Origin of the sequence: Pseudomonas sp. 1928-m, from assembly GCF_029269135.1 — a bacterium.
GTDB lineage: Bacteria > Pseudomonadota > Gammaproteobacteria > Pseudomonadales > Pseudomonadaceae > Aquipseudomonas.
Map to the genome: position 1 here is coordinate 89,102 of NZ_JARIXO010000008.1, position 20,585 is coordinate 109,686.

20 protein-coding genes and 1 pseudogene are annotated in these 20,585 nt (G+C 60.7%); 12 read left to right on the forward strand and 9 right to left on the reverse strand.

All coding sequences use genetic code 11. The annotated features are described in order from the left end of the window. The first annotated feature begins 40 nt into the window (after nucleotides 1-40). Both P3C18_RS20015 and P3C18_RS20020 read left to right on the forward strand, forming a co-directional pair. Nucleotides 41-445, forward strand: a complete 405-nt coding sequence (locus P3C18_RS20015; RefSeq protein ID WP_275963546.1) for a DUF4398 domain-containing protein — start codon at nucleotides 41-43, stop codon at nucleotides 443-445. Next, nucleotides 442-1,254 (forward strand): OmpA family protein, encoded by an 813-nt coding sequence (locus tag P3C18_RS20020; RefSeq protein WP_275963547.1) that lies wholly within the window; start codon nucleotides 442-444, stop codon nucleotides 1,252-1,254. Before P3C18_RS20015 ends, P3C18_RS20020 begins: the two co-directional genes overlap by 4 nt. Nucleotides 1,255-1,355: 101 nt before the next feature. Here P3C18_RS20020 and P3C18_RS20025 read toward each other — a convergent pair whose 3' ends face one another. The 3 genes from P3C18_RS20025 to betC form a co-directional block, all read right to left on the reverse strand. Beyond that, nucleotides 1,356-2,921, reverse strand: coding sequence for a SulP family inorganic anion transporter (locus P3C18_RS20025; protein ID WP_275963548.1), 1,566 nt, complete (start codon nucleotides 2,919-2,921; stop codon nucleotides 1,356-1,358). A gap of 81 nt (nucleotides 2,922-3,002) precedes the next feature. Next, complete coding sequence (gene choX, locus P3C18_RS20030) at nucleotides 3,003-3,926, reverse strand: choline ABC transporter substrate-binding protein (protein WP_275963549.1); 924 nt, start codon at nucleotides 3,924-3,926, stop codon at nucleotides 3,003-3,005. A gap of 198 nt (nucleotides 3,927-4,124) precedes the next feature. Beyond that, nucleotides 4,125-5,633: a choline-sulfatase gene (gene betC / locus P3C18_RS20035; protein ID WP_275963550.1), complete on the reverse strand. Its 1,509-nt coding sequence runs from the start codon at nucleotides 5,631-5,633 to the stop codon at nucleotides 4,125-4,127. A 112-nt stretch (nucleotides 5,634-5,745) separates the two neighbouring features. Between betC and P3C18_RS20040 the strand changes: the two genes are divergently transcribed. Continuing rightward, complete coding sequence (locus P3C18_RS20040) at nucleotides 5,746-6,663, forward strand: LysR family transcriptional regulator (RefSeq protein ID WP_275963551.1); 918 nt, start codon at nucleotides 5,746-5,748, stop codon at nucleotides 6,661-6,663. A gap of 13 nt (nucleotides 6,664-6,676) precedes the next feature. On the opposite strand, the gene P3C18_RS20045 is transcribed toward P3C18_RS20040, so the two are convergent. Beyond that, nucleotides 6,677-7,258, reverse strand: coding sequence for an alpha/beta hydrolase (locus P3C18_RS20045; RefSeq protein WP_275963552.1), 582 nt, complete (start codon nucleotides 7,256-7,258; stop codon nucleotides 6,677-6,679). A 260-nt stretch (nucleotides 7,259-7,518) separates the two neighbouring features. Here P3C18_RS20045 and oscA point away from each other — a divergent pair, with 260 nt between their 5' ends. From oscA to P3C18_RS20070, 5 genes are all read left to right on the forward strand, one after another. Further along, nucleotides 7,519-7,701 (forward strand): sulfur starvation response protein OscA, encoded by a 183-nt coding sequence (oscA, locus tag P3C18_RS20050; RefSeq protein ID WP_275963553.1) that lies wholly within the window; start codon nucleotides 7,519-7,521, stop codon nucleotides 7,699-7,701. 165 nt (nucleotides 7,702-7,866) lie between these two features. Then, nucleotides 7,867-8,865 carry a sulfate ABC transporter substrate-binding protein gene (locus tag P3C18_RS20055; RefSeq protein ID WP_275963554.1) on the forward strand — a complete coding sequence of 333 codons (999 nt, stop codon included), beginning with the start codon at nucleotides 7,867-7,869 and terminating at the stop codon, nucleotides 8,863-8,865. Between the two features lie 148 nt (nucleotides 8,866-9,013). Next, complete coding sequence (gene cysT, locus P3C18_RS20060) at nucleotides 9,014-9,832, forward strand: sulfate ABC transporter permease subunit CysT (protein ID WP_275963555.1); 819 nt, start codon at nucleotides 9,014-9,016, stop codon at nucleotides 9,830-9,832. 10 nt (nucleotides 9,833-9,842) lie between these two features. Next, nucleotides 9,843-10,715: a sulfate ABC transporter permease subunit CysW gene (cysW, locus tag P3C18_RS20065; RefSeq protein ID WP_275963556.1), complete on the forward strand. Its 873-nt coding sequence runs from the start codon at nucleotides 9,843-9,845 to the stop codon at nucleotides 10,713-10,715. A 3-nt stretch (nucleotides 10,716-10,718) separates the two neighbouring features. After that, on the forward strand, nucleotides 10,719-11,690 hold the full coding sequence (locus P3C18_RS20070) for a sulfate ABC transporter ATP-binding protein (protein ID WP_275963557.1): 972 nt from the start codon (nucleotides 10,719-10,721) through the stop codon (nucleotides 11,688-11,690). Nucleotides 11,691-11,985: 295 nt separating this feature from the next. On the opposite strand, the gene P3C18_RS20075 is transcribed toward P3C18_RS20070, so the two are convergent. Genes P3C18_RS20075 through P3C18_RS20085 form a run of 3 tightly spaced genes read right to left on the reverse strand, consistent with a single transcriptional unit; the run spans nucleotide 11,986 to nucleotide 15,137 of the window. Then, complete coding sequence (locus P3C18_RS20075; protein ID WP_275963558.1) at nucleotides 11,986-12,330, reverse strand: YdbL family protein; 345 nt, start codon at nucleotides 12,328-12,330, stop codon at nucleotides 11,986-11,988. Between the two features lie 11 nt (nucleotides 12,331-12,341). Further along, nucleotides 12,342-12,533: a YnbE family lipoprotein gene (locus P3C18_RS20080; protein ID WP_090252927.1), complete on the reverse strand. Its 192-nt coding sequence runs from the start codon at nucleotides 12,531-12,533 to the stop codon at nucleotides 12,342-12,344. Between the two features lie 15 nt (nucleotides 12,534-12,548). Beyond that, entirely contained in the window at nucleotides 12,549-15,137 is a 2,589-nt protein-coding gene (locus tag P3C18_RS20085; protein ID WP_275963559.1) for a YdbH domain-containing protein, read from the reverse strand. A gap of 147 nt (nucleotides 15,138-15,284) precedes the next feature. Between P3C18_RS20085 and P3C18_RS20090 the strand changes: the two genes are divergently transcribed. The 4 genes from P3C18_RS20090 to rmuC all read left to right on the forward strand — a co-directional run bounded on the left by P3C18_RS20090 (nucleotide 15,285) and on the right by rmuC (nucleotide 19,094). Further along, entirely contained in the window at nucleotides 15,285-15,653 is a 369-nt protein-coding gene (locus tag P3C18_RS20090) for an antitoxin Xre/MbcA/ParS toxin-binding domain-containing protein (RefSeq protein ID WP_275963560.1), read from the forward strand. Nucleotides 15,654-15,698: 45 nt separating this feature from the next. Continuing rightward, the gene (locus P3C18_RS20095; RefSeq protein WP_275963561.1) at nucleotides 15,699-16,451 is read left to right on the forward strand and encodes an RES family NAD+ phosphorylase; all 753 of its coding nucleotides are present in this window, start codon (nucleotides 15,699-15,701) and stop codon (nucleotides 16,449-16,451) included. A 595-nt stretch (nucleotides 16,452-17,046) separates the two neighbouring features. Further along, a complete protein-coding gene (locus tag P3C18_RS20100; protein ID WP_275963562.1) occupies nucleotides 17,047-17,451 on the forward strand; it encodes a sel1 repeat family protein in 405 nt (134 codons plus the stop codon). A gap of 278 nt (nucleotides 17,452-17,729) precedes the next feature. Beyond that, complete coding sequence (gene rmuC, locus P3C18_RS20105; protein ID WP_275963568.1) at nucleotides 17,730-19,094, forward strand: DNA recombination protein RmuC; 1,365 nt, start codon at nucleotides 17,730-17,732, stop codon at nucleotides 19,092-19,094. Between the two features lie 98 nt (nucleotides 19,095-19,192). Here the strand turns inward: rmuC and P3C18_RS20110 are convergent, their stop codons facing one another. After that, nucleotides 19,193-20,083 carry a metal-dependent hydrolase gene (locus tag P3C18_RS20110; protein WP_275963563.1) on the reverse strand — a complete coding sequence of 297 codons (891 nt, stop codon included), beginning with the start codon at nucleotides 20,081-20,083 and terminating at the stop codon, nucleotides 19,193-19,195. Nucleotides 20,084-20,097: 14 nt separating this feature from the next. Then, a pseudogene (locus P3C18_RS20115) lies at nucleotides 20,098-20,585 on the reverse strand (alpha/beta hydrolase); the annotation flags it as partial.

Below are 20,585 nucleotides of genomic sequence, written 5' to 3' on the forward strand. Positions count from 1 at the left end.
TGCGACGTGCTTATCCGTAATTGTTTTTGAGGACATTCCTATGAACAGGACTTCATCCATCGTTGATGGCATGGCTGCGTTGCGTTTTGCCGGCCTCTGCGCCGGGCTGCTGATGCTCAGCGCCTGCGCTTCACCACCGCTGCCACCTAGCCAGGCGCTGCAAGCTGCCGAGTCGGCAATCAGCAATGCCGAACAGGCGCGCGTGGCGGACTATGCGTCGCCGGAGCTGGGCACTGCGCGGGAGAAACTTACCGCCGCCAATGCTGCGGTAGTGCGTGAAGAGATGCTGCTGGCCGAGCGTCTGGCCGATCAGTCGCGGGTTGAGGCCGAGCTGGCCCTGGCCAAGTCGCAGGCGACCAAGGCCAAGGTGGTCAATGACGAAATGCAGAAAAGCACCAACAGCCTGAAACAGGAAATGCAACGCAACACGGGAGCTCAACAATGAACCTTGCTCATAACGCGAAGCACCTGCTGCTGGTCAGCGCAATCAGCCTGGCCTTGGCCGGTTGCGCTGCGCAACCGAGCATGCCGCAAGGCGCCGCCGATGTGCGCGGCAAGCTCACCCGCTTGCAAGCCGATCCACAGCTCAACACCCGCGCGCCAGTAGCACTCAAGGCCGCCGAAGATGCGGTGATCGTTGCCGAGCAACCGCGCAAGGATCAGGCCGAGGAACAGGCCCTGGGCCAGCATCTGGTAGTGATGGCCGACCGCAAGGTGGAAATCGCCACGGCCCTGGCGCAGACGCGCTTCTATGAAGACCAGCGCAAGATTCTCAGCGAACAGCGCGAAGGCGCACGTCTGGATTCGCGCACCCGCGAGGCCGATCAGGCGCAGCGGCAGAACAGCCAGCTGCAGCAACAGATTGACGAGCTCAATGCCAAGCAAACCGAGCGTGGCCTGGTTATGACCCTGGGCGACCTGCTGTTCGCTACGGGGCGTGCCGAGTTGCGTGCAGGCACGGCGAATAACCTGGGCAAACTGGCGGCTTTCCTCAATCAGAACCCTGAGCGTCAGGTGCTGATTGAAGGGCATACCGACAGCGTCGGCAGCGAAGAAATGAACCTGAGCTTGTCGCAGCGCCGCGCCGACTCGGTGATGCATTACCTGACCAGCCAGGGCGTTTCCCCAACCCGTCTGGGCGCATCAGGCAAAGGTGAGAGCATGCCGGTTGCTGGTAATGAATCGGCTTCAGGTCGGCAGATGAATCGGCGGGTGGAAATCATCATCAGCCAGGACATGGCTTCGCAACGCTGATGCCCGCTAGCTGATTTGCTGCTCTTGTAAAAAGCAGCCAACGCAGGTCGGAACCCTTCCGGCCTGCGCAGCCGCCCGCTATGTGGCGGCGCTTTAGGTGTTTAGGCGAACTGCACCGGGCAGCGTTCTGCGCCTTCCAGTTTGCGAATTTCATCGACCACCTGCGGCCGTGCGTGGTGCAGCACCAGATGGCGTTGCTGGCTGTGCAGGCGGCGCGCTTCCTGATGCAGCATGGTGATACCGGCGTAGTCGATAAAGTTGATATGCYGCGCATCGATCATCACCCAGGGCGCGCAACTGCGTTGCAGGCGTTGCTGCAGGTAGTGGCAGGCGCCGAAGAAGATCGACCCCTCGATACACAGCCATTCCTGCTCGCCGTCTTGCCACTGGCGTACGCGCGGCTGCGAGGTGCGTTTGAGGTAGACGATTAGTGACGCCAGCACGCCAGCATAAATGGCGCTTTGCAGCTCCAGCACCAGGGTCGCCAGCACAGTCAGCAGCATCACCAGAAATTCGCTGCGGCTCACGCGCTTCAGGGCCTTGACGGCGCTGATATCGAACAATCCCCAGCAGATCAGCAGAATGCTCGCCGCCATGGCCGGGATCGGCACATAGGCGAACAGGCGGCTGCCATACAGGGCAAACAACGCCACTAGCAGCGCAGCAAACACCCCGGCCATGGGCGAGCAGGCACCGGCTTGCTGGTTGAGCGCCGAGCGGGTGAAGGAGCCGGCCGACAGCGAGCCACCGAACCAGGGGCCGATGATATTCGACAGACCCTGGGCGCGAACTTCCTGATTGGCATCGAACAGTTGCTGGGATTTATCCGCCAGGGCCCGGGCAATCGACAGGCTGGTGACCAGGCCGAGCAATCCGCAGGCCACGGCTGCTGGCAGCAGTTGCAGGATGTGGCTGAGGTTGAAATCCAGCAGGGCGAAGGGTGGCAAACTGCCTGCAAAACGGCTGACCAACGCGACGTGGCCAAGTTGCTCAGGCCAGGCCATAACCAGCAGGCTGGCGGCAACAATGCCGATCAGTAAGGCCGGTGCCCGCGGCCACAAACGCCTGCTTATCAGGCTGATGCTCAAGGTGAACAGTGCTACGGCCAGGGTGCGCCAGTCACTCTCGGCCAGGTGCTCGCCGAGGCTGAGCAGGCTCATCAGCGCCGTGGCCTGGCTGGTGACGGTGAGGCCGAGCAGGTTGGGCAGCTGGCCGATGCCGATCACCAATGCCGCGCCCAGGGTGAAACCGAGCACCACCGAATGCGAGACGAAATTTACCAGCGCGCCGAAGCGCAGCAACCCGAGCAGCCATTGGCACACACCGGCCAGCAGCGTCAGCAGCAGAATCAGGGCAATAAAGTGGTCGCTGCCTGGTGTCGCCATCGGGCTGACGCTGCTGAACAGCACGATGGAAATCGCGGCGGTGGGGCCGCAGATCAGAAAACTGGAGGAGCCCCACAGGCAGGCGATCAGCACCGGTACGATGGCCGCGTACAGGCCGTATTGCGGCGGCAGCCCGGCGATCAGGGCGTAGGCGATGGATTGCGGCAGCGCGAGGATGGCGCCGTTGAGCCCCACCAGCAGGTCTTTACCGAGGCTGCGTTTGCTGCAATGCGGCAGCCAGCGCAGAAAGGGCAACAGGGACTGAAGGCGGAGCAAGGGCATGCGTGGGCTTCTTGTGCGGGCGATGGACAAAGCCGCTGCGCAGCAGCGGCCCGTCTACTTTAGGGAATCAAGCCGGCCGGTTCAAAGCTTGGCGTTTACTGCCGCCAGACCATCGGCGCCGCTGCGGCTGGTAACGCCCTCAAGYCAGCTGGCAACCACCGCCGGATTGGCCTTGAGCCAGGCCTTGATCGCCTCATCGTTGCTGGCCTGTTTGCTCAGCACCTGATCCATGATGGCGTTCTCCATCTCCTGGGTGAATTTCAGGTTGCTCAGCAGCTTGCCGACATTCGGGCACTGCGCGGCGTAGCCTTTGCGGGCCAGGGTGTTAACGCTGCCGCTGGCACCGAAATACTTCTCGCCGCCCTTGAGGTAGCGCATGTCGTATTGCACGTTCATCGGGTGCGGGGTCCAGCCGAGGAACACCACAAACTGCTCGCGCTTCACTGCGCGGCCAACCTGCACCAGCATGGCCTGTTCGCTGGATTCGACCAGGCTCCAGTCCTTGAGGTCGAACTCGTTGGCAGCAATCATCTTCTGGATCGACTCGTTGGCCGGTGCGCCGGAACCGATGCCGTAGATCTTGCGGCTGAACTTGTCGGCATGCTGATCGAGGTCGGCAAAGGTTTTCACCCCGGCCTCATAGGCGTAGGCGGGCACGGCCAGGGTGTACTCGGTGCCGCTGAGGTTTTCCACCACCTGCTCGACTTCGCCGGTGGTCACGAACTTGTCGTAGTTGCTCTGCTGCGCGGGCATCCAGTTACCGAGGAACACATCCACCTGACCTTTCTGCAGCCCGGCGAAGATGATCGGCACGGCCAGGGTCTGCGGCTGCGCCTTGTAGCCCAGACCGTCGAGCAGGAAGCTGGCGATGCCATTGGTTACGGCAATATCACTCCAACCCGGATCGCCGAGTTTTACCGTGGCGCAACTGGCGTCTTCGGCGAGGCTGTAGCTGCTGGCGGCCAGTAACAGGCTACCGATAAGCGCTGTGCTGAGTCTTTGCATGGCAATGTCCCTCTTGAATTATTAGTTTTGGTCAAAAGTCTTTCTACAACCTGCTGCGCGTCGGCCCTGCTGCGTTAAAGCCAGGCTCGGAATGCTCATGTACAGCTCGTACACTGCGCTTCCTCGCCTGCCTTTGCCTTGCATGGCTCTAGCTCGCGAGGTCGTAAAAAGACTTTCTTGCACGGCAGTGGCTTGCAATCAGGGTTGCGGGAAACGGGCGCGACGTTCGAGGTCGTCTAGATCAATGTGGTTGCGCATGTACTGCTGGCTGGCATCGACCATCGGTTGATGGTCCCAACTGGTCAGGCGGCCGTGGGTCAGGGCGCTGGCAACGAAACGCCGGCGGCGCTGGCTGGCCAGAGTGGCCTGATGAATCGCCGGCATGTCCCAGCGCGCCTGTGCCTGGTTGATAAAGTCGGCGAGCAGGCTTTGGTGCTCGGCGGACTCTGCCAGGTTTTCGCGCTCTTGCGGGTCGTGGCGCAGGTTGAACAGCAGCAGGGGGTCGTGTTCTGAATAGATAAATTTCCACTCGCCCTGGCGGATCATCATCAGCGGGCTGATGGTGCCTTCGGCCATGTATTCACCGATGACTTCATCGTGACCCTGGCGACCTTCGAGGTGTGCCAGCAGCGAGCGGCCATCCAGCGGCAGGTCGGCTTGCAGCGTGCCACCAGCGAGTTCCACCAGGGTCGGTAGCAGGTCCATGGTCGAGACGTTTTGGCTTACTCGGCGCGCAGCAAACTGCTTGGGGGCATGCACCAGCAGCGGCACGCGGGCGGCCATTTCAAACCAGTGCATTTTGTACCAGAGGCCGCGCTCGCCAAGCATGTCGCCGTGGTCGCCGGAGAACACGATGATGGTGTTGTCGCTCAGGTTGCAGTCCTTGAGGGTTTTCAGCAGCTTGCCGATGTTGCTGTCGATGTAGCTGCAGGCACCGAAGTAGGCGCGGCGCGCGTCCTTGATCTTCTGCTCGGGCAGCGGCTTGTCCCACAGGTCGATGACTTTCATCAGGCGTTGCGAGTGCGGGTCCTGCTCGGCCTGATCGATTTGCTGGCGCGGCAGCGGAATGTCCTCATCGCGGTAGAGGTCCCAGAACTCGGTTGGGATGGTGTAGGGGTCATGTGGATGGGTCATCGACACGGTCAGGCAGAACGGCTGATCACCGTCGCGGCGCACGTGGTCATACAGATACTGCTGGGCCTTGAACACCACCTCTTCATCGAAATCCAGCTGGTTGGTGCGCACGCACGGCCCGGCCTGCAGCACCGAGGACATGTTGTGATACCAGCTGGCGCGCACGTCCGGCTCATCCCAGTTCACCGCCCAGCCGTAATCGGCGGGGTAGATGTCGCTGGTCAGGCGCTCTTCGTAACCATGCAACTGATCCGGGCCRCAGAAATGCATCTTGCCCGACAGCGCGGTGCGATAGCCCAGGCGGCGCAGGTAATGGGCGTAGGTCGGCACATCGGCGGGGAAGTCGGCAGCGTTGTCGTAAGCGCCGATCTTCGAGGGCAGCTGGCCGCTGACCAGGGTGAAGCGCGACGGTGCACACAGCGGGCTGTTGCAGTAGGCAGCGTCGAACACCACGGCCTCGGCGGCCAGGCGCATCAGGTTGGGCATCTGGATGGGTGAGGCGGCATCGTGCAGCGGCAGAATCGGCGCGGCCATTTGATCGGCTATGATAAAGAGGATGTTCGGGCGTTTCATGGCAGCCGGTATTCCATATAAAAGATTTATGCGACAGTGCTGGCTTGATCATCCGGCTAAGTAAAAGCTGGGTAAACCTGCTGTCAGTAGATGCATTGGATAACCTGAGCTTATGTTTGAACGCATCGATGGGGTGTCGCTGGATGTGCTGCGGGTATTCGAGTCCGCCGCCCGCCAGCTGAGCTTTACCGCCGCCGCCAGCGAGCTGGGCACCAGCCAGCCGGCGATCAGCCAGCAGATCAAACGCCTGGAGCAGCAGCTGTCCACGCGCCTGTTCGACCGGGTGTACCGGGGCATTGCCCTCACCGATGCCGGCGAGCTGTTGCTGAGTTATGTGCAGGATGGCCTGCAGAGTCTGGATGCCGGGCTGCTGGCGGTTACCGCGCAACAGCAGCATGAAGTGCTGCAGGTGGCCACCGATTTTGCCTTTGCCGCCTACTGGCTGATGCCGCGCTTGCAGCGCTTCCATCAGTTGCACCCGGAGGTGGATGTCAGCCTGATCACCAGTGAGCGTGATCAGGGCACGCTGCCGGCGGAAATCGATGTGGCGATCAACTTCGGCGACGGGCGCTTCAAGCACGCCGAGGCGCAGCTGATGTTTCGCGAAGAGGTGTTCCCGGTGTGCAGCCCGCAGCTGCTCAAGGGTCGTGAGTTACCGCTGCCGCCTACTGCGCTGGCCAGTCTGCCGCTATTGCACCTGCGCCCGGAAAACCGCTCGCGCTGGTTCGACTGGGCCGGGCTGTTTCGTGCCTTCGGCCTGCAGCAAACGCCGAGTCCTGGCAGCCTGCGTTTTGATAACTACACACTGCTGATTCAGGCGGCCATCGCCGGGCAAGGCGTGGCCATCGGCTGGCGGCATCTGGTCGATGAGCTGCTGACGCAGAACTTGCTGTGCCGGGTGGGCGATGAAGTCGCCCATTCAGAGATGGGCTACTACCTGGTGCTGCCCGAGCGCAAACGTCGCCAGCGTCTGACCCAGGTGTTTGTCGATTGGCTACAGGCCGAACTGGCCAAGGGGCCTGGGGTTTAACCAGCCGTGGCCCTCAGGCCGTTCGGCGCGCGTGCCGCTCGATAAGGCTTTGCAGGCGATACAGGTAAGCAAAGCCCTGTTCCCAGCGCTGATGCCCGGACGCCACATTGATATGCCCGACGCCGCTGAGAATCAGCGCCTCGCTGCCCCAGTCACGGGCCAATTCGCCAGCCCGTGCGGCGCTGGCAGCGGTGTCGTTGTCCGAGCCGACCAACAGGCTGGGGAAGGGCAGTGAGTGCTGCGGGATCGGTGCAAAGTTCTGCAGCGCTGGCGGGCAGTTGGTCCGTTCCACATCGGCGGGGGCGACCAGCAGCGCAGCCTTTACCCGGCGCAGCGATTCCACTGGGGCCTGGGCTGCCCAATGCGCCACGGTGATGCAGCCCAGGCTATGGGCAATCAGGATGGTCGGGCGCGGATCGCTGGCGATGCTGCGCTGCAATTCTGCAACCCAGTCTTCACGCTTGGGGTTTAGCCAGTCGGCCTGTTCTACCCGGGCGCTGTTCGGCAGGCTGCGCTGCCAGTGGCTCTGCCAATGCGCGTCGGCCGATCCTTGCCAGCCCGGCACTATCAGGTAACGGATAGTTTGCTTGCGCATCGTGCGCCCTCCTGCAGATGTGAATGACTGCAGTGTAGGGAGGGCTTTTGAATATAAAAAAGAATAAGAAATTATTTGCTTATGCCTGAAATTCTATTTTGCGCTGCGCGGAGGGTGCGATCCTTTATATTCTTTAAAGATATATCAATGTTATTAAATGGTATTTTTAAGAATATAAGCGCCTCTCTACTATCCGCTCCACGCCCGCTGACTAGGGCTGGTTTACGCCGCTTATAGGGGCTATTTCAAGGAGCATCAGCATGACCGCAACCCTGCAAAAGCTTGAAGCTCAGTACGACGCCAGCATCCTGCATGAGATCCAGGCTGCGCTGAATGGCCTGAAGTTCGGCTCGGTGGAAATCACCGTGCACAACGGCCAGGTCGTGCAGATCGAACGCAAAGAGAAGTTTCGCCCACACGCTCAGAGCAACAAGAGCAGCTAACTGACACCCCGAACGCCACACACCGCAAAGCCCGACCGGACCACCGGAGGGCGTGCAATGAACAGAGTCGAGCCCATGTGCCCGCGCCGTATAGCCACGGCAGGTGACGAAAGCCGTCGACCCATTGAACGCCAACCCCGTATCTGTCCCAGTAGGAGCCGCACCATGTCCATTCGCCGTTTTGCCCTCGCTGCCCTGACCAGCGCTATTTTTGTCGGCCCGGTGGCCGCCGCAGAAACCCTGCTCAACGTGTCCTACGATCCGACCCGTGAGCTGTACAGCGAATTCAACGCCGCGTTCAACAAGCACTGGCAAGCCCAGGGCAATGAAGCCATCACCATCCAGCAATCCCACGGTGGTTCGGGCAAGCAGGCCCGTGCGGTAATCGATGGCCTGCGTGCTGACGTGGTGACCCTGGCCCTGGCCGGTGATATCGACGAGCTGTACAAGCTCGGCAAACTGATTCCGGAAAACTGGCAGGAGCGTCTGCCTCAGTCGAGCACACCGTACACCTCGACCATCGTATTCCTGGTGCGTAAAGGCAACCCAGAAGGCATCAAGGACTGGGATGACCTGGTCAAGCCGGGCGTGGAAGTGATCACCCCGAACCCGAAAACCTCCGGCGGTGCGCGCTGGAACTTCCTCGCCGCCTGGGCCTACGCCCAGCAGAAGTACGGCAGCGAAGAGAAAGCCCAAACGTTCGTGGGCCAGCTCTACAAAAACGTGCCGGTACTCGACACCGGTGCCCGTGGTTCGACCATCACCTTCGTCAACAACCAGATCGGCGACGTGCTGCTGGCCTGGGAAAACGAAGCCTTCCTGGCATTGAAAGAAGAGGGCGGCGACAACTTCGAAATCGTCGCACCGTCACTGTCGATCCTGGCCGAGCCACCGGTGGCTGTAGTCGATCAGAACGTCGACAAAAAGGGCACCCGCAAAGTGGCTGAGGCCTACCTCAACTACCTGTACAGCGATGAAGGTCAGCGTCTGGCGGCCAAGCACTTCTATCGTCCGCGTAACCAGGCCATTGCCGGTGAGTTCGCCAAGCAGTTCCCGCAGCTGAAGCTGGTGACCATCGACAAGGACTTCAACGGTTGGAAAACCGCACAGCCGAAGTTCTTCAATGACGGTGGCGTGTTCGATCAGATTTACCAGGCTCAGTGATTCGTAGGATGGGTCGGGCCGCGCAGGTTGAGCGAAGCGATACCCATCGGTTCCACGCCTACCCAGTGATGGGTATCACAGGCTCAACCCATCCTACGGACTCGCAACGCGTTGTTAGATCTTCGCTTAACAAGCACAAGGCCAAATCATGTCTCGTCGTACTTCCCCCGTCATACCCGGCTTTGGGCTGACGCTGGGCTACACCCTGGTGTACCTCAGCCTGTTGGTGCTGATTCCTCTGGGTGCCATGTTCGTTCACGCCGCTCAGCTCACCTGGGCTGAGTTCTGGGCGATTATTTCCGCACCGCGGGTGCTGGCAGCGCTCAAACTGAGCTTTGCCACTGCCTTCGCGGCCGCCGTAATCAACGGCATTATCGGCACGCTGCTGGCCTGGGCTCTGGTGCGATACAGCTTCCCAGGTCGCAAGGTGATAGAGGCGATGATCGACCTGCCTTTTGCCTTGCCCACCGCCGTTGCCGGTATCGCCCTGACCGCCTTGTATGCCCCTAGCGGCCTGGTCGGCCAGTTTGCTACCGACCTGGGCTTCAAGATTGCCTACACATCCATCGGCATCACCCTGGCGCTGACTTTTGTCACCTTGCCGTTTGTGGTGCGCACCATCCAACCCGTACTGGCTGATATTCCCCGTGAGGTCGAAGAGGCCGCGGCTTGCCTCGGTGCAAAACCGCTGCAGGTGTTTCGCCATGTGCTGCTGCCGGCGTTGCTGCCAGCTTGGCTGACCGGGTTTTCGCTGGCCTTTGCCCGCGGTGTGGGTGAGTACGGTTCGGTGATCTTTATCGCGGGCAACATGCCGATGAAGACCGAGATTCTGCCGCTGCTGATCATGGTCAAGCTTGACCAGTACGACTACACCGGTGCCACGGCGATTGGCGTGTTGATGCTGGTGGTCTCCTTCATTTTGCTGCTGCTGATCAACCTGCTGCAGCGCCAGATTGCCAAGTCCTGAGGAGGTCGCCATGTCTTCTGTAACCCTAAGCGCGTCAGCCTCGGCCAACGCCGCACGACGCGGCAATGTGCTCGGTCGTCGGCTGCTGATCATCAGCGCCTGGCTGGTGTTTGTGCTGTTCCTCGTGTTGCCGCTGTTTATCGTACTGAGCGAAGCGTTGAAGCACGGCTTTGGCACCTTCTTTGGCGCGATCTTCGAGGCGGATGCCATCTCTGCGCTGAAGCTGACCCTGCTCGCCGTGGGCATTTCGGTGCCGCTCAACCTGGTGTTCGGCGTGGCCGCAGCCTGGTGCGTAAGCAAGTACGAGTTCCGCGGCAAGAGCATTCTGGTCACCCTCATCGACCTGCCGTTCTCGGTGTCGCCGGTGATAGCCGGTCTGATCTACGTGCTGCTGTTCGGCGCCCAGGGCTTCTTCGGCCCGTGGCTGCGTGAGCACGATATTCAGATCATCTTTGCCCTGCCGGGCATCGTCCTGGCCACCGTGTTTGTCACCGTGCCCTTTGTCGCCCGCGAGCTGATCCCGCTGATGCAGGAGCAGGGCACGCAGGAAGAGGAGGCCGCACGCCTGCTTGGCGCCAATGGCTGGCAGATGTTCTGGCACGTGACTCTGCCGAATATCAAATGGGGTCTGATCTACGGCGTGGTGCTGTGTACTGCGCGGGCCATGGGCGAGTTTGGCGCGGTGTCGGTGGTGTCCGGGCATATCCGTGGTTACACCAATACGCTGCCGCTGCATGTCGAGATTCTCTACAACGAATACAACCACGTCGCTGCGTTCAGCGTCGCCAGCCTGCTGCTGTTGCTGGCGGTGTTTATCCTGCTGCTCAAGCAGTGGAGCGAGTCGCGTATCAACCGCCTGAAAGCCAGTGCTGGCGAGGAATAAGTCATGTCGATCGTAATTTCCAATGTCAGCAAGAACTTCAATGCGTTCAAAGCGCTGAACGATATCAACCTGAATATCCAGAGTGGCGAACTGGTCGCTTTGCTCGGCCCGTCCGGCTGCGGCAAGACCACGTTGCTGCGCATCATCGCCGGCCTGGAAACTCCGGACAGCGGCAGCATCGAGTTCCACGGCGAAGATGTCTCCAACCACGACGTACGCGACCGTAACGTCGGCTTCGTGTTTCAGCATTACGCCTTATTCCGTCATATGACCGTGTTTGACAACGTTGCCTTYGGTCTGCGCATGAAGCCCAAGGGCGAGCGGCCGAACGAGAATGTGATCAAGAAGAAGGTCCACGACCTGCTCGATCTGGTGCAGCTCGACTGGCTGGCGGATCGTTACCCCGAGCAGCTTTCCGGCGGCCAGCGTCAGCGTATCGCCCTAGCCCGCGCCCTGGCCGTGGAACCGAAAGTGCTGCTGCTCGACGAACCCTTCGGCGCCCTGGATGCCAAGGTGCGTAAAGAGTTGCGCCGCTGGCTGGCACGTCTGCACGAAGAAGTGCACCTGACCTCGGTGTTCGTCACCCACGACCAGGAAGAGGCCATGGAGGTGGCTGATCGCATCGTGGTGATGAACAAGGGCGTGGTTGAGCAGATCGGCTCGCCGGGCGAGGTGTATGAGAAGCCGGCCAGCGATTTCGTCTACCACTTTCTCGGCGATGCCAACCGCTTGTACGTCGGTAACGACACCCATGTGCTGTTCCGTCCCCACGAGATTCACCTCTCGCGCCAGGCCGAAGCAGGTCACCAGGCCGGCGAAGTACGCGACATCCGCCCGCTCGGCGCAATCACCCGCGTAACCCTCAAGGTCGCCGGGCAGAGCGAGTCGATCGAAGCCGAAGTGGCCAAGGATCACCTCAGCCTGGCCAACCTCACTCGCGGTGAAACGCTGTACTTCAAACCGAAAGCGGGGTAGCCGGTGATTCAGCAGCGCTAATTTCAGGCGTGTAAAGCAAACAAGGAGCGCTATGCGCTCCTTGTTGGTTTTAGGCGGTTAGAGTCTGCTCACGATCTTGCGAGCTAGAGTCATGCAAGGCGCTACGTTAGTAACAGCCTCCGGCTGGTCAAAACGGCGAGTAAGTGGAGTGTACTTTTGTACATGAGCATTACTCGTTTCACTCGCCCCTTCGGGGTCGCGCTGAAGCGCGTTAGCCGCAAGCGGCTTACGAGCCTGTTTTTAACGCAGCAGGGCCGACGCGTAGCAGATCGTGTTATTTGCGCTGCCACTTACCTTCAAGCTGGATGTATTGCCCTGCCGGGGTCTTATCGATGGCCTTCTGCCCGGCAATCGCTTCCACATCGCTGAGCTGGATGCCGTTCTGCGCCGCCAGCTTCTGGTATTCGGCGCGGCGGGCCTGGTTGATCAGTTGGGCTATTTCCGCGGCCTGACCACCAGAGCTTACAACGCCCAGATAGCCGTTAGGCATTTCGCCCAACTGGCCGCTGGCTTTGGCGTCGCCCAGGGCCGACATGGCTTCGTTGAGGTTCAGGGCTACGGCCGGCAGGCTCAGGCTGAGCAGTAGTAACAGGCTGGCAAGGCGTTTGTAGAGATTCATGTTCGGGCTCCTTAGAACAATCCGCTGGATTCGCTGAACATGCTGTCCAGAGCTTTATCCACCTTGATATAGATTTCGTGCTCGATCTTCACATTGAGATTGATGTTGATCGGCTCATTGGGCATCGCCAACTGCACGGTTGGGGTGCAGGCCGTGCTGAGCAGCCCTAGTAGCAGGACGGCGAAACAACTACGCAAGCGCATGGCGCTTCTCCTTGATCATGGCTCTGTCGGGGCCGTTTTGGCATTGCGTTCCAGCATACGCTGTTGCACACGCTGCTTGATGATATCGCTGACTTTGTCGGTCAGTTGCAGGCTGGCCAGCAGGGTCGGGATGTCTTCTTCCAGATTGATGTTGAAGTGGATCGGCCGGCCTTGTTCGATAGCCGGGTTCTGTCCCTCCAGGCGAATGGCTAGCGCCAGTTTGCCTTGCTGATCGTAGTTGACCTGGCTGCTCAGAGTCGTAAAGCGAAAATCCTCCAGCGATTGGGTCACCAGTTGCATGGCCGGGTTGCTGCGGCCCAGGGCGCGAATGCGTTCGGAGTGGAACTGCAGTTTGCCGCCCGGTGCGCGTGCGCTGAGTTGGCCTTGTTCGATGGTTACACCCTGGCTGCTGATCTGCAGCGGCAAATCGCCATCCAGGGTGCCTGTACCGGCTAAACCCTCTGTGGGATAGAGGATAAACAGCTGCTCAAGTTCCAGACCCTGCACCTGTATGGGGAACAGCAGTGGTTCGCTGGTCATGCTCCATTGCCCGGGTGCCAGTTGCAGCTTGCCGCCCATCAGCGCTGCTTCGGCATGCTGCAGCTGCAACACGCCCTGGGCGGGTGTTTGTAGCGTGGCACTGTAGCGGCCTTTAAGTTGTACCGGCCCCACTGGCATGCCGGGGTCGGCCTGGCTCAGGCGCAGTTCGTTGACCTCAAGTTGCAGCTGCTTGGGGTCGATTTGTACAGTCAGGCGGCTGTCCAGGCCCTCCAGCGCGGTGCGGTCATAAATCCCGCCAAGGCCCTTGCCGGTGAGTTCGAGTTTGACCGTGGGTAGTTGCTGAGCGCTGGCCAGGGTCAGGTTGGCGTTGGCATTCAGGCGACCGTTATTCAGCTCCAGCAAGGCTGGCCATGCCGTGAAGCTGTCTTTTAAGGGGTTGCCGCTGCGTAGAAACAGTTCCGCCAGCTGTGCGTCCAGGCTCAGACCCTTGGCGCTGTTGTGTTGCGCCTGCAGCTTGAGTTGCAAACCGGCATTGTTGCGCAGCGTGCCGTCCAGCTCCGCCTGTTCTTGGCTGGCATTCACGGGGCCTTGCCAGTACCAGCGCTGCGGCTGCAATTGGCTATGTTGCAGCTGCGCACTGAGGTCGAGCGGGCCTTTAAGCTGCCAGTCGAGCAACGTGCCTGCCGCCAGTTGGGCCTGCAGTTTTAGTCCGCTGCTGCTGGCCTTGAGTTGCTGCGCGCTGAGTTCGCCTCTGCGCAGATGCTGCAGGCTGAGCTGCGAGCCTTTGCCGAAAGCGAGATCCAACTGTTGTGCATCCAGAAAAGCGTCGAGTTGCAGCTGCGTCTGCAGTGCGCCTATTGCCCAGCCGTCCAGCTGAAATGCCTGGCTGGATGCGTTAAGGCTGCCTGCCAGCAGTTGCAGTCCCCAGGGCAGGCTATTGGCCAGGATCAGCGTGCCCTTTAATTCGAACGGGCTGCGCCCCTTGCCGGTGAGTTGCAGCATTAGCGGCAGGGCGCGGTCGCGCAACTGTTCGGCAATAGCCGCAGGCGTTTGCGTGGCCTGGATATTGAGCTGCAACGCATCGGGATGCAGCGCTGCCGGTACACCGCTGATCAGGTCAGGAGCAATCTGCTTAAGGCTAAGGTCGGCGCTCAGGCTGTTAGCTAACCATTGCCCATCCAGCGCCTGGGCGGACAGATCGAAGCTGCCTTGCAGTTCACCGATAGCGGGAATTGGCCAGGGCTCCGGCAGGTTGGCGCTGACCTGCACCTGGCCGCTGGCCTGCTGCAGCTGCGCCAGGTTAAGTGGGCCAGGGGCAAGCTGCAGTTGCCAGCTCGCCTGTAACTGCGCCGCCGCCGGCGTATCTGGCAGCGTGCCTGCGCTATTGGGCAGCCATTGGCTTAGCCAACTCTGCAACACCGCGCTTTGCTGTAGATCGCCATTGAACTCACCTTGCCAGAGTTGCCCGACGGCATTCGGTTGCAGGCTGCTCGTAAGCTGCAGTTGCGCTTGCTGATTGATCGCCAGGCTTAGCTGCAGCGCTGCAGGTGTGGCGTTGCCCTGCAGTTGTGCGTGCCAGCTCAGCTGGTTTTGCTGATGTTGCAGATTGAGTTGCACATCAAGCTGTGCGGCGTCTTTGTGCAGCAGCAGATCGCCCAGCAGCTGGCAGCGCGTGTCGGCGCAGGGCAGCTCAATCTGCAATGCATCGATCTGTACGCGTTGCGGCAACAGGCTGATAACAGCGGCGAGTTTCTCAAGCGGCAGCACAAAATCCGTGCTGTGGTCGGCTGCTGGCGCTGGTTGAGAGGGCAGGTTCAGCTGCAGGCTGGTGATCTGTATCTGCTGCCAGAAGGGCAGCGCCAGGTTGAATCCGCTCCAGCGCAATTGCACCTGTTGCAGCTGCACTGCGCCGCTGGGGTGCTGCAGGCTGAGCTGGTCAAGCTGAATGCCCTGGGTGGATATTCCCAGGCCGCGCAATTCAAGGTTGTCGATCTGCTCGCGTTCGAGCAGGCGGTTCAGGCTCAGGTAGCCGTAGGCGCCAAGCAGAACGAGCAGTAAAACCAGGCAACTGATAAGTCGCAGCCAGGTGCGCCGGCTGGGCATAAGCACTGATCCATAGTGGGGAGTTGCGTGGCAGGACGTTAACTCATGTCTGCCAGGCTGCCAATCACAGGTTATTCTGTTCTGTGTAATTGCAGCATTTAGTGGTATTTTTGCTGTAAACAGACATTGTGAAAGTAGGAGGCCGTGATGAGCGCATTGATTCGACCGGTTGCCGACGCCGATGCAGTGCTGGCCAAGGCGCTGCTCAATACCCGTGAACAACTGGGCCTGACCCAGCAGGAACTGGCGGACATCATTGGTGTACACCGCACGGCCATCTCGCGCTGGGCTGATGGTGGCCTGCGCGTGCACAGTAAGACCGGTGAGCTGGCCTTGCTGTTGATTCGCGTATACCGCTCACTGTTTGCCCTGTTCGGCGGCAACCTGGCGGATATGCAGCATTTTCTGCGCACCGACAACCGCCATCTGGATGCACCGCCTCTGTCCTTGATGCTGCAAGTGCAGGGGCTGGTGCGGGTCGTCGAATACCTCGATGCGATTCGTGGCAAAGGCTAGAGCGCGTAGTACCCAACAATAATAAAAGTTAAGGACAACGCCACCATGGATATCTGGCAACACTGCCAAGGCCCGCAGCAGATCAAACCCTTGCGCGGCCGCCTGGTGCGTCTGGTGGAAAGCCAGGCCCAGGTCGCCACGCTGCAACTGGTCGATACCCTTGCCGAACAGGCGCTGCTCGAAGAGCTGCTGGAAACTAGCAAGCCGCCGCTGCCGCAGAGCGCCGAGCCGCTGCATTACCTGCTGAAAACCCCATTTCGTTATCCACCGCTGCGCTGGGGCTCGCGCTTTGGTTCGGTGCATGAGCCGAGCCTGTTCTATGGTGCGCTGCGTATCGACACCGCCATGGCCGAGGCCGCGTATTACCGTTTTCTACTGTGGGATGGCATGAGCATCGCGCCGCCCAGTGGACGCATCCTTTCCGAGCACTGCACCTTCGAGGCGCGCTATCAGGTTGAGCGCGGTATTCAGTTGCAGCATCCGCCGTTTGCGGATTTCCAGGCCGAGCTGTGTCATCCCAGCGCTTATCAACCTTGCCAGGCGGTGGGCGTCGCCATGCGCGGGGCAGGGGTTGAGGCGTTCGAATACCGTTCGGCGCGCTGCCCGCTGAAGGGCAACAACGTTGCGCTATTTGTCCCTGGCGCGTTAGCAGAAAAGCGCCCGCGCAACCTACTGAGCTGGCTGTGCGAAACCACCGACGACTATGTCGCCTTCAAAAATGCCCAGGTTCCGGATACCCCCAGAGTCTTTCGCCTGGATGCCTATCAGGTGGATGGCCGCCTGCCGCGCCCGGCCTAGACAGGCGCGCAATCTGCCCTGAAAAAGGGCAGTGCGACGGCGTGACGCAGCGAGTTGTGCACAATTGCGATGCGCCTTGTCAAGCAGGATGCAGTGCTTGGCGTAAGCCCTTGATTCTTTTTATTGAATTTATAAGTCAATGAAATATATGGATTTTTCGCGCTGGTGAAAAAACCACCAGTTTGACCTTGGGCCCCACACCATAGGCGCTGAGAGCGCTTGCTCCCATGTTATCCACGAAGTTATCCACAGCTTCTGTGGATTAACCCGAGCGCTTGCTCTAGCAGGCCATTGAAGACGTAGGCGAGGCAGGCAAGACAAGGCGCTACGTAGTAACAGCCGAAGGCTGGTCAAAGCGCCGAGGAAGCGGAGTGTACGAGCTGTACATGAGCATTACTCGTTTCACTCACCCTCTAGGTCGCGCTAAAGCGCGTTAGCCACAAGTGGCTTTCCGAGGCCGTTTTTAACGCAGGATTGCCAACGCAGGTAGTTTTTCAACGGCCTGCTAGACCGCAGGTGCGCAGGTTTTTGCAAGCCTTTACCTTGGCGAAAAAAGGAGTAGAGTTGCGCGCCTTCCCGGCTACCGCTGCTTTTTATGCCTCGCGCAATCACTCGACTACCTATCGCAACCACCTCTGTTCCTCGCTTGCCCACTCGTGTGGCGCTCTGGTTATTGGACAGCCCTCGACTCGGTCATGCCCCCAGCGTCAAACGCTTTGCCGGCCATTTGCTCAAACAACCTGCCTTGCAGGGTGTGGTGCAGGCGCAGAGCCGACTGGGACAAATGCTTTGCCGTGATTGCGGTAACCCACGTGACCGGCGCATGGGTTTTGAGCTGCTGCGTCAGGCCGCCCGTGCCGGCGACATGAATGCGCAACTGGAGCTGGGCCAGCTCTACAGCCAGCCGCGCAACAATGAACCGCAACAGGCCCGCCACTGGCTGGAACTGGCCGCGGGGCAGGGTTCGGCAGAGGCGCAGCAACTGCTTAAACAGCTCTAGAGCGAGCTCAAAGTCTGCTGCGCGTCGGCCCTGCTGCGTTAAAAACAGGCTCGCATGACACTAGCTCGCGATACTTTGAACAGGCTCTGACGCAATGGGCCGCTCTGTAAGAATACTGGTTATACTGCCAGTACTTTTCTGCGGAGCCGCTTATGCCCATCGATCTGTCCACCGCGTTGGCACCTGCGTTGCTCGGTTTTGCCGCCGCGGCACTTCCTCTTCTATATATGGCTTGGTCGCTGCAGCGCCGCTTGGCCAGCCAGCAACTGGAATTCAGCCTGTTGCAGGAGCGCCTGAGTAACGCGCAGCTGGCCCAGACCGGCCTCGCGGCGCAGCTGGATGATTGCCGTGAGGAAGTCGCCGAGATCAGCGAGATCAAGGCCGATCAGCAGGCCGAACTGGCGGCGCTGCGTCGCGAAGCCGATTTGCTGCAACAGGAGCGGCAGATCGCCCGCGATGCCGCCCAGGCCTGGGCCAGTCAGCGCGAACAGCAGGAAGCTGAAATCCGCCGCCTGGATGCCCAGCGCGCGGCCCTCAGCGCCGAACTTAAAGAACAGCAAGACAGCCATCAGCAGCGCCTGAGCGACCTGCAAGGCTCGCGCGATGAGCTGCGTGCGCAGTTCGCCGAGCTGGCCGGGAAGATCTTCGATGAGCGCGAGCAGCGTTTTGCCGAGACCAGCCAGCAGCAGCTTGGCCAGTTGCTTGATCCGCTCAAGGAGCGCATTCAGTCTTTCGAAAAACGTGTGGAAGAAAGCTACCAGCAGGAAGCCCGCGAACGCTTTTCCCTGGGCAAGGAACTGGAGCGACTGCAACAGCTCAACCAGCGCCTGGGTGATGAGGCGACCAACCTGACCCGTGCGCTCAAGGGCCAGAAAACTCAGGGTAACTGGGGCGAATTGGTGCTGGAGCGAGTGCTGGAACACGCCGGCCTGGAGAAGGGCCGTGAGTACCAGACCCAGGTCAGCTTGAAGAGCGCCGATGGCGAACGTTTCCAGCCGGATGTGCTGATTCAACTGCCCGGCGACAAGCAGGTGGTGGTGGACGCCAAGGTTAGCCTCACCGCGTACCAGCAATATATTGCTGCCGAGGACGACGTCAGCCGCCAGCTGTCGCTGAAGCAGCATGTGCTGTCGCTACGCAGCCATTTGAAGGGCTTGTCGCTCAAGGACTACCAGCGCCTGGAAGGCCTGCACAGCCTGGATTTCGTCCTGCTCTTCGTGCCGATTGAGGCGGCTTTTGCGGCGGCGTTGCAGGCCGACCCGGGCCTGTTTCAGGAGGCCTTCGATCAACATATCGTCATTGTCAGCCCGACCACGCTGCTGGCTACCTTGCGGGTGATCGATAGCCTGTGGCGGCAGGAGCGGCAGAGTCAGAACGCCCGCGAGATTGCCGAGCGTGCTGGGGCGCTGTACGACAAGTTCGTCGCCTTTATTCAGGATCTGGATGAAATGGGCGCGCGCCTGCAGCAGCTGGACAAGGCCTATGCCGGCGCGCGCAACAAGCTCTGCGAGGGGCGCGGCAATATCATCAGCCGGGTGGAAAACCTCAAGCTGCTCGGCGCCCGTGCCAGCAAGAGCCTGCCTGCCGAGTTGCTCGAACAGGCGGCCGGGGTAATGGTGCTGGATGACGAAGCGGCCGAGTAGGACGTGGGTCGCCGTCATACCCTGAGCAATGTGTAGGAGCGGGCCATGCCCGCGAACCTGTACAGACGGGCCATTTCGCGGCCATGGGCTCCTACGGGTTAAGCGCTGACAGCTCCTTTCTCGGCGACCGCGCGTTGCGCTGCCGGTGAGTTGGCCAGGTAGTCCAGTGCCACGCGGATATCGCCTTCGCTGCGCGGGTGATAACCGGGGTTGAAGTAGCGCAATACCGAACGGCCGATGCTGCCCATGCGCGGCAGCAGGTCGCGCTTACCCAGTTGATACCAGAGGTAGAGGAAACCGGGACGGTAACGGGTTACCGGGTCCTGGCGCATCATGGTTCTCATCCCCATGCTGAACAGAAAGATCAGCGCCGGTGTGGCAATCAGCATATACACCCAGCGCATCAGCAGGCTGCCGCCGATATGCACGTGTAGGTCGTGGGCCACGCTGCGGTGCTCGACTTCCTCGGCACCGTGCCAGCGCAGCAGATCGAGCATCACCGGGTCGGCATGGTCGAGGCTGCGGGTGGTGATAACCCAGTCGCCCAGCACGCAGGTGAAGTGCTCCACTGCGGCGATCAAACCGACCCGCTGACGTAGCCACCAGGGCTGCAGAAAACGGCTGATGGCGTTATCGCCCAGCGGGTGGTCGCACAGCACGCGTTCGAACAGCCAGTGGATCGGCCCGGTGAACGGGGCTGGGTCGATGCCATGGCGCAGCAGGTAGGGCGTTAGTGCGCTGTCGTGGGCGCGGGCGTGCTGCGCTTCCTGTTTGACGAAACCCTGCACGTCCTCGCGCAACTGCGGGTCGGTGACCAGCGGCAGAGCCTTGTTGTAGACCCGGCAGAACCAGAACTCCCCGGCCGGCAGGATCAGGTGCAGGCTGTTCATGATATGTGAGGCTTCCGGCTCGTTCGGTACCCAATGCAGCGGTGTGTTGGCAAAGTCGAAGCGTACTTTGCGTTGTTCTAGGCGGTGCTGTTCGCTCATCTCGACTCTCCTTATCAACTCGCCAGATTCACGCGGGCGGCTGCGTTGCTGCCTGCATCGCTGTGAATATGGGCGGTGAACTCACGCAGCCATACTGCCAGCTGCTGCGGTTCGGCCAGCAGTTGCCAATGCCCGGCATTGGCCTCGCGCCGCTGTAGCCTGGGCGCCCAATGCTGCAGCTGGTCGAACAGCTGCGGGCGGACGAAGCGGTCGCGGGTCGGCACGATCAGTTGCACCGGCACTTGGGTGTGGCGCAGACGCGGCGTGAACAGGCTGCGGATAAAATTGGCGCGGTACAGCTTGACCCCGTGCACACCGTCGGAGCGCTGGCTGCTGCTGATCGACACATTGCGCAGCCCTTCAACCTTGCGCAGCAGCTGTGGCCAGGCGCGGTCCAGACCCAGGCGCCAGGTCAGCTCGGGCAGTAGTGGGGTATGAAACAGGGCGATATACCAGGAGCTGAGCAGTTGTCCGAGCACCTGCAGCAGCGCGCGCGGCGTCT

What these genes read in the sequence shown, in the direction of transcription:
- P3C18_RS20015 (WP_275963546.1), top strand. Translation starts at nt 41, where the DNA reads ATGAACAGGACTTCATCCATCGTTGATGGCATGGCTGCGTTGCGTTTT.
- P3C18_RS20020 (WP_275963547.1), top strand. Translation starts at nt 442, where the DNA reads ATGAACCTTGCTCATAACGCGAAGCACCTGCTGCTGGTCAGCGCAATC.
- P3C18_RS20040 (WP_275963551.1), top strand. Translation starts at nt 5,746, where the DNA reads ATGTTTGAACGCATCGATGGGGTGTCGCTGGATGTGCTGCGGGTATTC.
- P3C18_RS20045 (WP_275963552.1), bottom strand. Translation starts at nt 7,258, where the DNA reads ATGCGCAAGCAAACTATCCGTTACCTGATAGTGCCGGGCTGGCAAGGA.
- oscA (WP_275963553.1), top strand. Translation starts at nt 7,519, where the DNA reads ATGACCGCAACCCTGCAAAAGCTTGAAGCTCAGTACGACGCCAGCATC.
- P3C18_RS20055 (WP_275963554.1), top strand. Translation starts at nt 7,867, where the DNA reads ATGTCCATTCGCCGTTTTGCCCTCGCTGCCCTGACCAGCGCTATTTTT.
- cysT (WP_275963555.1), top strand. Translation starts at nt 9,014, where the DNA reads ATGTCTCGTCGTACTTCCCCCGTCATACCCGGCTTTGGGCTGACGCTG.
- cysW (WP_275963556.1), top strand. Translation starts at nt 9,843, where the DNA reads ATGTCTTCTGTAACCCTAAGCGCGTCAGCCTCGGCCAACGCCGCACGA.
- P3C18_RS20075 (WP_275963558.1), bottom strand. Translation starts at nt 12,330, where the DNA reads ATGAATCTCTACAAACGCCTTGCCAGCCTGTTACTACTGCTCAGCCTG.
- P3C18_RS20080 (WP_090252927.1), bottom strand. Translation starts at nt 12,533, where the DNA reads ATGCGCTTGCGTAGTTGTTTCGCCGTCCTGCTACTAGGGCTGCTCAGC.
- P3C18_RS20085 (WP_275963559.1), bottom strand. Translation starts at nt 15,137, where the DNA reads ATGCCCAGCCGGCGCACCTGGCTGCGACTTATCAGTTGCCTGGTTTTA.
- P3C18_RS20090 (WP_275963560.1), top strand. Translation starts at nt 15,285, where the DNA reads ATGAGCGCATTGATTCGACCGGTTGCCGACGCCGATGCAGTGCTGGCC.
- P3C18_RS20095 (WP_275963561.1), top strand. Translation starts at nt 15,699, where the DNA reads ATGGATATCTGGCAACACTGCCAAGGCCCGCAGCAGATCAAACCCTTG.
- P3C18_RS20100 (WP_275963562.1), top strand. Translation starts at nt 17,047, where the DNA reads ATGCCTCGCGCAATCACTCGACTACCTATCGCAACCACCTCTGTTCCT.
- P3C18_RS20110 (WP_275963563.1), bottom strand. Translation starts at nt 20,083, where the DNA reads ATGAGCGAACAGCACCGCCTAGAACAACGCAAAGTACGCTTCGACTTT.